This is a genomic window from Methylobacterium sp. PvP105, assembly GCF_017876975.1.
GTDB lineage: Bacteria > Pseudomonadota > Alphaproteobacteria > Rhizobiales > Beijerinckiaceae > Methylobacterium > Methylobacterium radiotolerans.
Genome location: NZ_JAGIPA010000001.1, coordinates 1,024,768 through 1,039,754 on the forward strand (window position 1 = coordinate 1,024,768; position 14,987 = coordinate 1,039,754).

Sequence of the window (14,987 nt, forward strand, 5' to 3'; positions counted from 1 at the left end):
CGGGTGTCGACGACTCGTTACCTCCCGTGCCTTGAGGCCGGTTCAGGATCCACGCCGCCCTTCGGCGACTCCCTGTCGGTCGCCCGGTACCCGCGGAGCCAGCCCGAAATCCACCCTGTCACCCAGAACGCGGCGACCGGACATGATCCGCTGTAACGTTTGGCTGTCGGCCCCACCCAGGCGGGCCTCGTCCTCCATGCGGCGCAGCCGCTCCACCATCAGGCCTACGGCTGCCCCGGAGACGTCTGCCTCTTCGGCCAGGGTCAGCACCAGCCACGTGATCTCGTCGTCGGCATTCTCGGTCATTCGCATAACACGGGTTGAGGGAAAGGGCTGGCTGGCGGCCGGTGGCAGATAGGCATCGACATCGCGGACCGCAGCGGGGCCACCCGGCGAGCCTGTGCGGCCAGATGCCCGGCTCGGTGGGGGGAACTCTGACCGCGGGCGAGCCTGGCCTGATGGTGCGTCCAGGGCCTACGCGGCGGACGTCTCCGCCAAGCCGAGAGACTCGACGAGGAACGAGCGGGCACGGCTGACCCGGCTCTTCATGGTGCCGACCTGGCACCCCATCACCTCGGCCGCGGCCTCGTAGGTCATGCCCCGGGCCGCGACCAGCATCAGAGCCTCACGCTGCAACGGGGGCAACCCGCCGAGGTGCTTCCAGACCGTCCTGAGGTCGGAGCCGTGCTCCTGGGCGGCTGGCGCCGTCAGCTGCGCGGCCATGGCACCGTCGGCATCCTCGACCTCGCGCCTGCGCCTGCGACACTCCGTGTAGAAATGGTTGCGCAAGATAGTGCACAGCCAAGCCATCAGGTTCGTGCCGGACTGGAACCGGTGCTGGTTGGCCCACGCCTTCAGCAGCGTCTCCTGCACGAGGTCCTCCGCCTGCGTCGGGTCGACCCCGAGCGATAGCGCGAAGGCCCGCAAGCCCGGAACGGCGCTCATGAGCCCGTTCCGGAAGGCGGCTCCGGCCGCCGCCGCCTCGCGCGCGAGGGCGCCGTCGAGACGGGAAAGCAGGTCGAGCACGCGGCCCGGGAGGTCGCCCGCTTCGACGCCGGCGTAGGCTGCCCGCAACTCGGCGCCGATGTGGTCGCGCACCGACGCAGGCAAACTGCGAGCCGACATCGCAGACGCGTCTTCGCCCGCGACGGGTCGGCGACAGTGTTTCCCGGAACGCATCGAAGAGCCCCCTCCTGACGCCTGCCGGCCTTTCTCGGAGGCGGCAATCAAGCCGGGACCTTCTGGCGACGCGTCGATGAACGGAGACTGAGGCCGCCGTTCAGGTCGGCACCCTGCCGGGCGTCACGGCCCCGGCGCCGCGGGGATGGCTGCGCCCCCGGCTTCCGGCACGGCCGTCCCGCCGAGCGGGACGGTGATGACGCAGAACAGGCCGGCGGCTGCGAAGTTGAGCTTGATCTCGCCCCCGAGTTCCTGCGCGAGGCCACGCTGTACCAGGCGGGAGCCGCCCCCCGGTGTAGGCAGCGTGACGGGCGGGCCGCTGTTCTCGGCCAACTCGATCAGCAGGTGCGGCGCGCCCGCGATCCGCACCATCCTCCAGCGTACGAAGAGGCGCCCCTCCGGAACAGACGGCGCGCCATAAACCCCGCAGACGCCGAATTTGGCCGCGTGCACACGCCGGGTCTCGACCACGAGCGTTGCGTCCCGCTTGGCCCGAGCCGGCAGCCTTCCGGCATCGGCCCGCCGCGCGGCATGGGCGTGGTACGTCGACGGGGCGAACGGCAGCACCCTGCAGATCGGCTCGACCCCGTAGAGCGCGCGGTGACCGTCGATGAAGGCGATCATCGCTTGAACCGGAGGTTGAGCTTCGAATGGGCAAAACACGCCGATGCCCTCCTCAGGATCTCGTTGGCTTGCCGGAGTTCGCGCACCTCCCGCTCCAGCACCTTGATCCGCTCGCGCTCTTCGCTCGTGGGACCGGCCCGCCTTGGCCCCGCTCGGCTTGCCGGATCCAGTTGCGCAGCGTCTCACCCGAGCAGCTGATCTTGCCGGCAATCGACGGGACCGCAAACCATCGCGAGCCGTGCTCGCTCTCGTGCTCCCGCACCAGCCGGACGGTCCGCTCGCGAGCCTGAAGGGAGAAGGGTGGGGTACGCTTCGTCATGGCTATGGGCCCGACGACGGTCGGCGTGCTCGATCTCGGCGCGGACCGCTTCGGCCTCGGGATTTGCGACCCCCGCTGCGAGCATCTCGCGCCGGGCAAGGTTCGGGCCGCCCGCCAGCGCGCGAAATTGCGCGGGCCACGACGGGCCACCGGGGTCGAACAGCGCCGTCCGAACGACGCTTCCATGCCCCGTCGTCGTCTCGTAATTATCACGTCCTCACGATGCGGATCCGGCCGATCCCCCGCCGTGCCCTCCCTCGCCGAGGAAGCCGACCAGATCGGTCATCGCCGGATAGGCCGCCCGGCAAATCAGGGTCGTGGCTCGGCGCTCCTGAACGACCAGTCCGGTATGGATCAGACGGTGCAGATGATGGGAGAGCGTCGAGGCCGGGACGTCGACGCGCTGCTGGAGGGCACCGACCGGCAAACCGTCATGGCCCGCCCGGACGAGCGTACGGTACACCTTTAGGCGGGTCAGATTGCCGAGCGCCTCCAATTGTCGTGCCGCTAATTCGATCTCCATGGAATTAGCATGAAGAAGCGTAACGGGCCGCGCAACCCCTGACTCGATGCGTCGAGCACGACCGCACCGCTATCGGCATTCGGCGAGGCGCGTCGATGCCGGAGGGTGCGATCCTTCGCGACCGCGGCGGGGCTCCTTCGCGTTCGGAAGTCTCGCCCCATCAGCTCGGCGCGACGTCGTGAGGGTGTCGGATCCACCGACATCGGCGTCGAGATCGGCCGCGAGGCGACGCGTGACCACGCCGCCCGGCTCCATCCTCCGGCACGCCGGGCGGACTCGAACCGTCGCCGGTTCCACCGTTTACTTCGATTATTGGCGGCATAGCGGCAATCCCGACGCGGCGACCCCGAAGTGCCCTTATGGGGACGGCTCGGGCCGCACGACCGAGCGCTCTCCGCTCGCGGCAAATTTCCCAGTCTCCGGCTCTCGGATCATGCCCGGGGATCGCGACCCATAACGGATTACGCGTAGCGATACCCGTTACGGGTGCCATACGGATTCCGGAACCCGGAAGGCTGATCCTTCGCCGGGCCGCGGCTCCCGCGGCGAAGCGGAAGCCGGCCTGTCCCGGCCCGCCGCGTCCGGGCGCCGGTCGCACGGGCCGCTCGGAAGAACGGTCACGTGTCGTCCCGCTCGTCGCCACCGTTCGGCGCCAGGCCGACGAGGACGCACGGGTCCAAGTCCCAGTCGTCGAACCCGGGATCGAGCAGGCCCACCCCGTCCGCCGACAAGGCGTAGAACGCCTCGTAGGGGTTCGCGTCCCAGCGCGGGGCCGCCGTCGGCGGCTCGTCCCGGGGGACGTTCCCCCGGCCGATCCGGGCCCGCGGGGAACTCGCCACCGCGCGCGCTCGCCGGGCGCTTCCGGAGCGACCGGGACGACCGGTCCCGGGTGAGGCGACGCGCGGCCGGGGAGCCAGCGAGACGCGGTTCGGCTTCGTGCGGTTCAACATCGCTCTGGTCCTTTCCGTCAGGCGCGGAGGCGGGCGGGTTGCGTGGCGCGGAGGCGAGCGGTCGCCACCGGCGTCGGGCGGGCATTGCGGAGGCGTCCGCCGGCGGCCACGGTGGTCCCGACGGCCGCGCCCTGGAGGGCCGGGTCGCCCAGGGCGGCGGCACAGTCGAGGAGCCGCTCGTGCAGGTCACGGTCCCGAGCCGGGGAGAGCGGCGACATGAGCGCGGTCAGGTCACCCGCCTCGAAGCGCTCGGCGTCCGGATCCGCCGAGACGGCGAGGAGTGTGGCCGCGAGCGCGACCGCCGCGTACCGCATGCCCTCGCCGAGATCGCCCGCGAGCAGCCGCATCTGTTCCAGCGGCGAGAGCCTCGGCAGCCTGAGCGGCAGGACGCGCGGGGCGATCCGCCAGGCTGGCTGGCCGAGCTCGCTGTCGCACCGAAGGTGCCACGCCCCCGACGCGGTCGCGTGCAGGGCCTGGGCCGCGGTCAGCCGGCACGCCGTGGCCACGACGCGCAGGTGTCCGGGTTTGCCCGGACCGCCCTCGCGAAGCAGGTCCGTCGGCAGGACGGCGATCACGTCGCCTTCCGACCGTGCCGCCAGTCCCGAGAGGACGGCCGCCGCGTCGCGGGGATCGGGGCGGAGCAGGTCGAACGATCCCGAGAGGCGTGCCAGGCCACAGGCCTGGGCGCCGTTGGCGCCGACCGCGACGACGGTCGGACGGGTACCGGCGGCGGTCAGGCCGCCGGCCACCAGCGCTGCGGCCAGCAGGCCGGTGCGGTCGTTGGAATGGATGGTCGCGATCACGGCGTCCTCCTTTGGGCCGATGCATCGAGGGAATCCTGCCATCCTTATTTCTGTAAGTCTAGAAATACCGAAATTACTGGTTATCGGATCCCTGGCCGCGCTCGCTGACAGTCTATCGGGTCACTCGCGTTCCCACGGTCGTGCCGATCACCGTCATCGTCCCGCTCTCCCCCTGTGTCGCACCGCTGGCCCGTCCCGGCACCGGCTCGGTTCCGGGCGCCCGCCGCACCGGCATGCCGGACGGAGCCGCCTCTCGCCGGCGCTCCGGGTCATCCGTGCGACAATGCATGGCGCGTGAAGCTCCAAGGACCGGCGTACTTCGCGCGGGATAAGCCGATGCCGCCGCCTTGCACGTTCGGAGGGTGCGGACCTGCCTCGTGCCGGTCGTGGCGAGCGTATCCCCGGAGCGGCGGCACCGAGCCACCTCGCGCACATGCGTAAGTAATCCTGCGGACCCAAATCAGTAAGACTACGCTGCCGTTAACCATGACGGAAATCAGGCTCTTGATAACGAGCAGAATATGCTGTTCATTTCCGCTCTTTTGCCTTACGATTCACGGATCAATCACAACCCGTCCGACGTCGCGCGCCCGGTGGCCATTCCACCGGGCGTGCGACGTCCGGATTCCGTCATGGAGATTGCCCTTGATCTCTGCCTTCTTTGGCTCCGCCGGCCGGACCCATGCCGCCTACGCCGCGCTCCTCCTCGCCGACGCCTATGGCGTTCTCAGCCGGCCCGTCACGCTCCTCCGCGTCAGGTTCCCCGAGGAGGCGCCGTTGCCGGTCCGGACCGTCACGGAGGAGGGCCTCACCGTGATCGAGCGCGAGGCGCGCGACGCACGCGAGGCGGGCGAGATTGCGGCCGAGGCCGTGGGGCGGGACGATGATCTCGTCCTCGACCTGCCCGCGGCGTGCCTGGGGAACCTCGGGCTGAGGGCGCGCATCGACGCGCCGGTTCTGCCGGTTGGTCCGACCCCCTTCGAGGAGCATGCCGCGGCGTCGGCGCTCGCGGGCATGAACCCGTCGGAGGACTTCGGTCTGGACGTCGTCTCGACGCCCTGGCTTCTCGGCTGCGGCCGCAGCGGCGGCGCCTCGGCCGCCGACGCGTTCGGCCGCGTCATGCGCGGGCACGAGGCGCTCGTGCCGGGTCGAGGTCGTGTCCGGACTCTGCCGATGGTCGTGCCGGCGTTCGGCCGCGGGGAGGCACAGCGCATCGCCGAAGGGGATCGCACGAGCCGCAGCCTCGTGGCCTCCGTGGCCCTGCTCGCGGCCCTGCGCGCCGCCGCCGAGGAGCCGCGCGCCGACGCGGTCGACCCCGCCGCCTACGCCGCCGCCCTCGGCGTCGACGCCGAGCAGGCACGAAGCCCGGACGAACGGGAGGCCGGCGATCGGCTGCGCGACCTCGCCGACGAACTCCAGGGCATCCGCGATCAGGTCAAGCCGACGCCGGATGACTTGCAGGGCGCCCCACGCTTGGAGCGGTGGCGGTCTGCCACCCGGTCCGTGAGGGTGCTCACCGGCGACGTCTACGGCCATCCGAACTTCCCCGATGGGCGGCGCATCACGACCAGCGACCTGTATGCCTCCGATGGCCGGCGCTGGGCGCGCACCTTGTCGAGGTACTTCGTCCTGGGACACCCCGACGCCGGCGCCGAGCGCCTCGACCGGCACTAGCCCTCCGACATCCCGTCCGACGAACCCCGCCCGCGCGCCTCGGCACGCGGGAGCGGGGCCGTCTTGCCCATCGCGAGCCCGGAGGACGCATGCGCCCGAGCGACGACACCCAGCCCTCCGACCCGACTTCCCTGCGCTGCGAGCTGGCCCGGGGATGCCACCCGCTCGCGCTCTGGCGCACGGAACCGCTTCCGAACATCGCGGCCGCCGCGATCCAGGAGGTCCGCCGAGCCCTCGCCGGTGGCGTCTGCCTGCATCACAAGTCCTGGCCCGCGGCCCGGAGAGGCGAGGCCGCGGCCGCCATTGCCGTCACGCTCGACCTCACCCGGGGCACCGAACCGGATCCCGCCGTCGTGGACCTCGCGCTCTCAGCGGTGCTCGTCGCCGCCTGGCGGGGGGATGCGGCGGCGCGCACCGTCCTCGCCCACGTTCTCGCCAGGCTGTCGCCCGACCGGCGCGGCGGTGGTCCAGTCCGACGCGAAAGGTCGCGGCCCAGGCGCCGCCCCCCGCCGCGGCGGTGACCGCCGCCGCCTCCCGAACAGCGAGACGATCCTGAGAACCCAGGAGCCAAACACGTGCGAATCTGGACTTTCAGCGACTTGCACCGCGACCTGTCGCGGGCGCCCTGGACACCCGCGCACATCCCCGACGCCGACGTCGCCGTCGTCGCGGGCGACGTCGGGCAGGGCCTGGCGGACACCGTCCTCTGGCTGGGCCAAACCATCCGTCCGCTCATGCCGGTCCTGGTCGTCGCGGGAAACCATGAATTCTACGGCTCGGCCGTGGACGAGGAGCGCGCGCTCGGGCGCCGGGCCGCGGAACGGCACGGCGTGACCCTGCTCGACGACGATACCGTCGAGATCGGCGGCGTCGCCTTCTCCGGGGGCACGCTCTGGACCGACTACGGCCTCGACGGCGACCGCCGGCGGGCCATGGCGGCCGCGCAGGCCGGTCTCAACGACCACCGCTGCGTGGCGACGACCCGAAATCCGGGTTGGCGCACCTTCCGGCCGGGGGATGCGGCTGCCCTGCACGCCACCACCCGCGGCTTCCTGCACCGCGCGCTGCTGGAGGTCGACCCGCCGGACGCGCGGGCGCGACCGCACGTCGTGGTCACGCACCACGCCCCGGCCCGTGCCTCACTCGACCCGAGCTTTGCCGGAAGCGTGCTGAACCCGGCCTTCGCGAGCGACCTCGGCGACCTCATCGCCGCCGGCCGCCCGGACCTCTGGCTTCACGGCCACGTCCACGCCCGTCGCGACCACCGGATCGGCCCGACCCGGATCCTGTGCAACCCCCTCGGCTACGACGGCGAGAACCCCGCCTTCGACCCGGCCTGCGTCGTCGAGGTGCCGTCGTAGGCCGCCCCCGCGGATGCGTGCCGCGAAACGGGACCCGCCGCGACCCGGACCCGGACCCCGACCCCCCCTCGGAGCAAGGCGACCATGCCCCACCTGACCTTCCTGCGCGACGACCTGAACGAGGCGGAGACCGGGGATGTCGCCGCCGACGAGCGCCGTCCCGCGACCGAGACGCTCGCGGCCTTCGCGCTCGAAGCGGCGCTCTCGCCCGCCCAGCGCCGCCGCATCGCCGCCGATCCCGCCTTCGCCCTCGTCGTCCAGGTCCCGGCCGCCGACTGGGTCGAACCGATCCGCGAGGCGTGCGGGCGCTTGGCGGATTGGGGCTTCGTGGCGGCGCGCTCCGGCGGGTCGAGAACCGAAGATCGTCCGGACCGTGGCAACGACCGGGTGGCGGACCGGCTCGCCCGCGGCGACCGGGTGCTCGGCGTCTCGCAATCGCCCACGCGGTACCTGCCTTCGGCCCTCGTCGCCGCGGCGGACCTGCACGTGCGGCTTCCGGGCGCGACCGACGCGGTCGTCGCGCGCGTCGTGCGGGCGGCCACCGGGCGGCGTCCGACCCTGCCGCCCGGGATCGCGCGCGGTCTGGACTACTTCGAGATCGCCGCCGCGGTGCGCGGGACGACGGCGCGGGCCTGCGTGGCGCGTCTCGCCGCGGCGGCGCGCTCGAAGGCCACCGCGGATCCGACCGTCGGGTCGGCGCCCGACTTCGCCACCCTGGTCGGCTACGGCGAGGCGCATGCCTGGGGCACGCGCCTCATCGACGAACTCGCAACTTGGCGCGCCTCCGGCGGCACGACCGCATTCCAGAGGCTCGACCGACACGTCGCCCTCACTTCCGCTCCAGGACTAGGAAAGTCTTCTTTCGTCCGCTCGCTCGCGAAGGCCGCGGGCCTGCCGCTGGTCGCGACCTCGGTCGGCGCCTGGTTCACCGGATCCGACGGACACCTGGGTGGCGTGCTCCGCGCCTGGGATGCCGCGTACACGCACGCGTGCGCGCTGGCGCCTAGCATTTTATTCCTAGACGAGGCTGATAGTATTCCTAACAGGGCGACGATGGACAACCACGCGCGCGAGTGGTGGACCCCCTTGTGCACGAGCATTTTGCTCGGTTTCGATGCGCTCAACGCGCCCGGCGCCCCCGAGGTGTGCATCATCGCGGCGACGAACCACGGCGACAGGCTCGACCCCGCCCTCGTCCGGCCCGGACGGCTGAGCCGGGTGATCGAGATCAAGCCGCCCTCGGCCGCCGACCTAGCGGTCATCTTCCGGCACCACCTCGACGATGGCGAGGTGCCCGGCATGGACCTCGCGCCGCTCGGCGAGCTCGCGCTCGGCGCCAGCGGCGCGCAGGTCGCCGGGTGGGTGTCCGAGGCCCGTGCCGACGCGCGTGCCGCCGGACGACCGATGCGGCCGGAGGACCTGTTCGGCCGCGTCGCGCCGCCGGATCAGGGGAGCCCGGCCGACCGACGTCGAAGCGCGTTCCACGAGGCGGGGCACGCCGTGGCGTTCGAGCGGATCGGCGCTCGCGTCGCCCAGGTCGACCTCGTCCCGCGCAGGGATTCGCTGGGGGCCACATCCGTGGCGGCCCACATCGGCCAGTCGCCGACCCGCGCGGAGATCGAGGGCCTCGCGGTCGCGCTCCTGTGCGGACGGGCCGCCGAGATCCTGTTCCTCGGGGAGCCCAGCGCCGGGGCGGGCGGCGACAGCCGCTCGGACCTCGCGCGCGTGACGACCCTGATCGCCGGGGCCCATGCCTCCCTCGGCCTGGGCGACCGGCTGGCGTATCGCGGCGCCCCCCACGAAGTCGCGGTCGCGCTGTCGCTCGACACCAGGCTCCTCGAAGCGGTCGAGCGCGACCTCGCCCGGCTGAGCGGCCAGGCCTTGGCCGTCATGGAGGCAAACCGCACCGCCGTCCAGGCCGTCGCCGAGTTGCTGATCGAGCGGCGCCTGGTGTCGGGCGACGCGCTCCGAAAACTGCTCGCCGACACAACGCCCGCCGATGCGGCCCCGAACGGAGGCCACGCATGACGCTCCACGTTCCCGATCCAGAGGCCCGGGCCGAGGTGCATGCACCGGCACGACCGGAAGGCCCGGCCGCCGTGCCGGCCGCCCTCGCGGCGCGGTCCGCCCCGTCGGGGCCCGCCCCGTTCCGTCTATGGATCCTGTCCGACCTCAGGGTCGACCGGGCGGCGCACGTGCTGCCGGACCCACTGCCGGACTTCGACGCCTTGCTCGTCCCGGGCGGGATCGCACCCGGCCTGTGTCGGTCCGTGCGCTGGCTGGCGGACGCGCTCGGCGGCCGCCAGGGTCGGCGGCCGGTCGTCCTCGTCCCGGGACCGGCGGAGTACCTCGACGGCGAACCCGTGGGCGAGGCGCTCGCCGAGGCCCTGCCGCTCGGGGCGGCGCTGGGCATCACCGTGCTCCACGACGGCGCCGTTCGCCTCGGCGATCCGCTCAGTCCCGGATTGGTCATCCTGGGAGCGACGCTCTGGACGGACTTCGCCCTCGACGGCGTCGAGAACGCCCGGGCCGCCCGCGCGCACGCCCGGAGCCGCTGGACGGTGACGGACAAGGCGGCGAGCGCGCCCGGGGTGCCCTTCTACCCGCACGATGCGGCCGGCGCGCACGCCCGCTCGCGGGCCTTCATCGAGGACGGGCTCAACGCCGTCGCCGTCGGTGCCGGCCTGTACGGCCATATGCCGAATCCGGTCCTGCGCGATATCGGCCCGGGCGACCGGGCCGCGGTCGTCACCGGCTTCGCGCCATCGCGGTCCTGCCTGCCACCGACCCTGGCCCGGCCCGTGCTCGACCCGTGGCGGGTCTGCTGGCACGCCTCCGCCCTGGACGCCGTGATGGAGGGTTGGGGCGCCCCGGTCGTCTGGATCCACGGGAACGTGCCGCAGGCCTGCGACCTCCGGCTCGGACGCACGCGGGTGGTGAGCAATCCCTACGACCCGGGCGATCCGACGAACGGGTACGACGCCCGCCGCACGATCCTGGTCTGAAAGCCGCCCTGGAGAACCACCCCATGCACCAAACCCGCTCCCCGTCGCCCCGGCTTCGGCTCCCCTCCATGCCCGCCGCGAACGCACCGGCGGCCGGCGCGCGCGCCGCCGCCCGCCACGACCGCCGGCCGGCGGCGGAACCCGGCGCGGTTCCGGACGCGCTCCTCGTCGTCGACATCGAGACCGTGCCGGACGAATCCCTGATGCCGCCTCCCGCGGCGTGGCCCCGGGACAAGTTCCCGAAAAACGCATGGCACGCCGTGGTGGCGGTCAGCTTCGTGCAGGCGGACATCCTGCGCGACGCCGACACCGGGCTGGAGGAATACCGGGTCGTGGCCTGCAGGAGCGGCGGCGAGGAGGGCTGGGACGAGGCCCGCATCCTGCGCGGCTTCTGGCGGCACTTCGCGTCCGGCAATTTCCGGCTCGTCACCTGGAACGGCAGGGGCTTCGATATGCCGACGCTGCTCCACCGCACGATGCTCCACGGCATCTCGGCGGAAGCCTGGTTCCGGCGCGGCACGCGATGGTCGGGCTACGGCAACCGGTATGGCGGCGCCCACGTCGACCTCATGGACGAGATGTCGGGGTTCGGTTGCGCCAACCGGCTCACCCTGGAGGAGGCCGCCGCGCTGGTCGGCATGCCGGGCAAATTGGGCGAGCACGGGTCGCTGGTGGCCGACATGGTCGCTTCCGGCCAGATCGGGCGCGTCCGGGCGTATTGCGAGACCGACACGATGACCACCTTCGGCATCTACGTCCGTCATGCGTATCTCGCCGGCCGGACCGACGCCGCGGCCCACGACAGGGCGATCGCGGGCCTTCAGGATTACCTGGAGCGGGAGCGGACCCGCCGTCCGCATCTCGGCACGTACCTCGACGCCTGGCGACGGCTGTCCGACACGCGGCCGGCGTTCGTCGCCGACCGGGACCGCCGGCGCGGATGACCGTCGCCTTCGGGTCCAGGCCTGGTTTCCCGACCTGGGGGGCATCCGCATCAGGTTCGGGTCCCGGTCCGGATCATCGCGCCATGGGCCCGCCCTGCTAGCCGCCACACCGGACCGGCCACGTTGCGAGCGGCAGGGCGACGGGCGAACCGGGACCCGCGGCGCCCGCCGGGAGCGCCGTCGTGCGACGGATGCCGAAGCTGCGCGCCGGGGTTCGGCGCCCGGTGCGTTCGCGCCGTGCCGCCTGGGGCGGCCCTGTCGTCGGGAACTCGTGGAGGTTGAGGAAGGACATGGCGGAACGCGCGAGCGAAACTTCACCGGCCTCGCCGTCGGGAACGTCGCGGCCTGCGGCGGCGCGGCGGCACGTTCCGGGAGGGCCGGGGGCGGCGTTTGTGCCTTGCCCCGCGCCTCGCACAATGGGCTGTGCGTCCGATTCCCGGGCGCCGTCCAAAGGCAGGACCGACCCGGCCCGGCTTCCGCGCGCAGTCGCGGCGCGAGGCCGTGTCGCGCGCCTCGACCGGACGCCCGCGCGCCTGGGGCACCGTCCGGCCATGCATCCCACCCCCGATCTTCCGGCTTCCCCCGCCGACGTCCCTCCGGTGCGCGCGGACGTGCGCGAACTCGCCAGGGCGCGGCAGGCCCTCTCCGCACTGACCCACCCCGACACCCGGTCGATCGTCGACACGGCCATGGGCACCCTGCATGCGGCGCTGTCCGGAGGCGGTCTCCAGGTCTCCAAGATCCCCGGGCTGCAGAGCGCCATCCGCAAGCACGTCAGGCAGGCCTGGATGGATGGCATCATCGCCCCCCTTGCCCGGTCGCGCCATCCGGCCGACCGCGCCGTGCTCGACGCGATCCCGAAGGACTTCGCCCTCAAGGCCCACGCCGAGGTGCAGGCCGCCCTGGAACGGATCGCCCGATGGGTCCCCGAGGATGCCGACGGGACACGGGAGCACCTCGGGCGGGCCTTCGATTACCTGCGGATGCTGCCCCTCATCCTTCAGGCCCTCGCCGATCTCGAAGTGCTCGCGCCCGGCGCCGCCCGAGCGGGCCGCCCCGCATCCGAAACCGGCCCCGCGGACCTCGCCGCCGCCACCGCACTGGTCCGAAGCCGGCTCAAGGCGGCGCTGTCGCCTGGCCTTCCGTCCTTGGTCCGGGACTTCGCCGACCTGGTCTATCGCGGCCCCTTGGGCGGCGCCGACATCCCCGCGCTACGATGGACGGCCGCCGCGCTCCTCGCGCCGCCGGCGCGCGGCGGCCGGCGATCGGACCGCGGCGGTCCGCAATGGCGCCGGAGCCTCGCCAACGCGCTCTCACGCGATCTGGTCGACGAGGCGCTCGCGCCGGCCGCAGGTCGCGTGCTACGCCGGCATGCCGGCCTGGAGATCGGGGATGCGCGCTATGTGCGGGGCGAGGGACACGGAGGCCGATTGGACCTCACTCTGTCCCGCGCCGGCGTCAGGCTGCTCCTGTCGGTCCGCTTCGACATCGCCGCCGGGCGGTTCGAGCAATCGTCCGCCGTCGTCTCGCAGGACGGCGCTGTGACGGCGCTCGCGCCCGAGGACGCCGATGCGATCCTCGATGCCGCCATCCCTGGCACACTCGACACGGCCGCCCATCGCGCGATGCGCCGCCTCTCGCGGCGGGACGGCGCGCCCGTTCCCCACATGCACGTCAACGGGACCGGGGAGCTCCAGGTCGCTTCCGAGGCCGGTCGGGAGCAGGATGCCGGGCTGCTGGAGGAGCTCGTTCGCACCGCCGACGAGGAGGGAAGCGCCATCAGGTTCGATCCCGTCCGCGACCTGGTGCTGGCGTCCAGCCTGGTCGAGCTCGGCTTCGCGTGGCAAGACGGGCCCGCCGGTCGGCGGTACCTCCTACGCACCCCGGTCGAGCCCACTAGGCGGCCGGGCCCATGACAACCCGGTCCGGCATGTCCCGACCAGGTTGGCGTCCGTGTCGGCGACCAGGTCTCCGTCAGGGCCGCTCGGCCAGTGGGATTTCCCCGACCTCTGCAGACCCTTGAGACGCAGCCTGATATATCGGGGCCGGTGTCTCAGTCTCGGCGAGAACGCGGGCCGACGACGCAGGCCGAGCTTCGGACCGGGAGCCGTCATACGATCTAGGACCCCCTCGACAAGGCCGCTTTCGGGCGAGGGCTTCGTGCCGACGGGCGTCGGTGGTGACGTCACTGATCGCCAGCCGCCCGTCCTGCGCCGCACTCGACCGGGGGTCCGCACCGTGGACGGGCAGGGCCTGGTGCGGCCCGGAAGTCGACCCGGTCCTGGCCCGCCGAGGCGCCTCGATCGGCCGGGGCAACCGGGTCAGCTTCCGTTTACCACGTCCGGTGGACCTGGGCGAAAGAACTTGCGGCATGGAGCGGACCGGGTCTAAGGTCCGATCATCAGGCCGCGGGGTTCTCCCGGACCTGAGCGAGGACCTGGACCTGGTCGGGGGTGCCAAGTGGATGTGATCACCCAGATGCGCGAGGAGCGTGACCGGGCACGGCAAGCCGCCGCGGACAAGACGCGGCAGCTTCAGGAGCTCGTGTCGGAATACGTGGGCGCCATCGCGGCGGAGACCGCCAAGGCGGCCCGCCTCGACCAGGTGATCGCGACGCTGCAGCAAGGGGCTGCATACGCGCCGGAACCGACCCAGGGGGCGGCCCCGGCCGAGAAGGAAGCGCCGGTCCGGCTGGCGCCGGCCGACGATCAGGTCTCGGGCGGGGCCGAACAGATGCCGGTGCCGCAAGTCTCGGGCCTGGTCGCCCAGGTGATCGTCGACGCACTTGCGCGGGCGGGCGCCAAGGGACTGTCGGGAAGTGAAGTCAATGACGCGGTTCGGGACGCCGGCTTCACGCTCGATGCCTCGGAGAAAAACAAAACCCGCCTTAAGAATAAAAACCTCGTTTACCATGATCGCAAGGCACAACATTGGTATCTGAAAGATCCAACGAAGGCCCCGGCGTCATAAGACCAGTATAGATCCAACAACTCATCAATCATCGAGGAGAATGGCAATGCGCAACATATCTCGCGCAGCCCTCCGCGCGCGCTCGCGCGAGCCACCGGGTCGGGAAGTGATCGGAGCGGCAAAATAAAAGCGCACGGTCCGATCCGGACCGCACGCTTTGAGCTTGCCCGCAACCGAGCTGCGAAGCCGTAGCAGGTTAGGACTGGCCCGTCGGCCGAGAGCTTGAGCCCTCTCAACCGCGTCATTGCCAGACCTCGTGATCACGATTGCCGAAAACCAGACCGGCCAACCACCGGGATCAAGGCCGACATTCGAGACCGACGACGTATGCCAGCTCTCGCCTGCGAAAGCAAGCAGGCTGCGCTCCGCCTCCTCGGGATCCGCCGGCCCAAGCCGGCCGCGCCCGGACCGTCCCCGCGACGGATCCGGACCGGCCCCGCGCGACCCCATCCGAGGAGAGCATCATGAACGAGCCGTACCGCGTCGAGCCCCTCACGGCCGACTTCCAGCCGCCCCTCGCCCCCCTGATCGACCGGGCCTTCGATGCCTGGGACGGGGACGTCGCCGCGCTGCTCGGCGTCCCGCGGGAGACGTTCGAGCCGGAGACCGAGGCCAGCGAGCCCACCGAGATCTGA

14 protein-coding genes, 1 pseudogene and 1 other annotated feature are annotated in these 14,987 nt (G+C 72.1%); of the genes and pseudogenes, 9 read left to right on the forward strand and 6 right to left on the reverse strand.

Annotated elements, in window-relative coordinates:
• Positions 1-42: 42 nt before the first annotated feature.
• From J3A75_RS04820 to J3A75_RS04845, 6 genes and pseudogenes are all read right to left on the reverse strand, one after another.
• Positions 43-306: a hypothetical protein gene (locus tag J3A75_RS04820; protein WP_163006048.1), complete on the reverse strand. Its 264-nt coding sequence runs from the start codon at positions 304-306 to the stop codon at positions 43-45.
• A 168-nt stretch (positions 307-474) separates the two neighbouring features.
• Positions 475-1,125: a sigma-70 family RNA polymerase sigma factor gene (locus J3A75_RS04825; protein WP_238248293.1), complete on the reverse strand. Its 651-nt coding sequence runs from the start codon at positions 1,123-1,125 to the stop codon at positions 475-477.
• Between the two features lie 474 nt (positions 1,126-1,599).
• Positions 1,600-2,122 (reverse strand): annotated as a pseudogene (locus J3A75_RS04830) (transposase); the annotation flags it as partial.
• Positions 1,729-1,845 (reverse strand) — a sequence feature (AL1L pseudoknot). Its footprint overlaps the pseudogene before it by 117 nt.
• 217 nt (positions 2,123-2,339) lie before the next feature.
• Complete coding sequence (locus J3A75_RS04835; protein WP_122160821.1) at positions 2,340-2,645, reverse strand: ArsR/SmtB family transcription factor; 306 nt, start codon at positions 2,643-2,645, stop codon at positions 2,340-2,342.
• Between the two features lie 617 nt (positions 2,646-3,262).
• A complete protein-coding gene (locus tag J3A75_RS04840) occupies positions 3,263-3,484 on the reverse strand; it encodes a hypothetical protein (protein WP_122160820.1) in 222 nt (73 codons plus the stop codon).
• Positions 3,485-3,612: 128 nt separating this feature from the next.
• The gene (locus tag J3A75_RS04845) at positions 3,613-4,398 is read right to left on the reverse strand and encodes a hypothetical protein (RefSeq protein WP_122160819.1); all 786 of its coding nucleotides are present in this window, start codon (positions 4,396-4,398) and stop codon (positions 3,613-3,615) included.
• Between the two features lie 645 nt (positions 4,399-5,043).
• On the opposite strand from J3A75_RS04845, the gene J3A75_RS04850 reads away from it, so the two are divergent.
• From J3A75_RS04850 to J3A75_RS04890, 9 genes are all read left to right on the forward strand, one after another.
• Complete coding sequence (locus tag J3A75_RS04850; protein WP_122160818.1) at positions 5,044-6,072, forward strand: hypothetical protein; 1,029 nt, start codon at positions 5,044-5,046, stop codon at positions 6,070-6,072.
• Between the two features lie 89 nt (positions 6,073-6,161).
• Positions 6,162-6,593 carry a hypothetical protein gene (locus tag J3A75_RS04855; protein WP_122160817.1) on the forward strand — a complete coding sequence of 144 codons (432 nt, stop codon included), beginning with the start codon at positions 6,162-6,164 and terminating at the stop codon, positions 6,591-6,593.
• 54 nt (positions 6,594-6,647) lie between these two features.
• Entirely contained in the window at positions 6,648-7,433 is a 786-nt protein-coding gene (locus tag J3A75_RS04860; protein WP_053620337.1) for a metallophosphoesterase, read from the forward strand.
• Positions 7,434-7,517: 84 nt separating this feature from the next.
• On the forward strand, positions 7,518-9,461 hold the full coding sequence (locus J3A75_RS04865) for an AAA family ATPase (protein ID WP_122160816.1): 1,944 nt from the start codon (positions 7,518-7,520) through the stop codon (positions 9,459-9,461).
• On the forward strand, positions 9,458-10,438 hold the full coding sequence (locus J3A75_RS04870) for a hypothetical protein (protein ID WP_122160815.1): 981 nt from the start codon (positions 9,458-9,460) through the stop codon (positions 10,436-10,438). The genes J3A75_RS04865 and J3A75_RS04870 overlap by 4 nt, the downstream gene beginning before the upstream one ends.
• Before the next feature lie 68 nt (positions 10,439-10,506).
• Entirely contained in the window at positions 10,507-11,382 is an 876-nt protein-coding gene (locus J3A75_RS04875) for a 3'-5' exonuclease (protein ID WP_245364371.1), read from the forward strand.
• A 290-nt stretch (positions 11,383-11,672) separates the two neighbouring features.
• Positions 11,673-13,298, forward strand: coding sequence for a hypothetical protein (locus tag J3A75_RS04880; protein WP_245364370.1), 1,626 nt, complete (start codon positions 11,673-11,675; stop codon positions 13,296-13,298).
• A gap of 544 nt (positions 13,299-13,842) precedes the next feature.
• Positions 13,843-14,352 (forward strand): hypothetical protein, encoded by a 510-nt coding sequence (locus J3A75_RS04885; RefSeq protein WP_122160812.1) that lies wholly within the window; start codon positions 13,843-13,845, stop codon positions 14,350-14,352.
• Positions 14,353-14,816: 464 nt separating this feature from the next.
• Positions 14,817-14,987, forward strand: coding sequence for a hypothetical protein (locus J3A75_RS04890; RefSeq protein WP_163006047.1), 171 nt, complete (start codon positions 14,817-14,819; stop codon positions 14,985-14,987).

Coding starts and splice junctions, on each gene's coding strand:
- J3A75_RS04855 (WP_122160817.1), top strand. CDS start 6,162: ATGCGCCCGAGCGACGACACCCAGCCCTCCGACCCGACTTCCCTGCGC.
- J3A75_RS04880 (WP_245364370.1), top strand. CDS start 11,673: ATGGCGGAACGCGCGAGCGAAACTTCACCGGCCTCGCCGTCGGGAACG.
- J3A75_RS04875 (WP_245364371.1), top strand. CDS start 10,507: ATGCCCGCCGCGAACGCACCGGCGGCCGGCGCGCGCGCCGCCGCCCGC.
- J3A75_RS04890 (WP_163006047.1), top strand. CDS start 14,817: ATGAACGAGCCGTACCGCGTCGAGCCCCTCACGGCCGACTTCCAGCCG.
- J3A75_RS04835 (WP_122160821.1), bottom strand. CDS start 2,645: ATGGAGATCGAATTAGCGGCACGACAATTGGAGGCGCTCGGCAATCTG.
- J3A75_RS04820 (WP_163006048.1), bottom strand. CDS start 306: ATGACCGAGAATGCCGACGACGAGATCACGTGGCTGGTGCTGACCCTG.
- J3A75_RS04865 (WP_122160816.1), top strand. CDS start 7,518: ATGCCCCACCTGACCTTCCTGCGCGACGACCTGAACGAGGCGGAGACC.
- J3A75_RS04825 (WP_238248293.1), bottom strand. CDS start 1,125: ATGTCGGCTCGCAGTTTGCCTGCGTCGGTGCGCGACCACATCGGCGCC.
- J3A75_RS04870 (WP_122160815.1), top strand. CDS start 9,458: ATGACGCTCCACGTTCCCGATCCAGAGGCCCGGGCCGAGGTGCATGCA.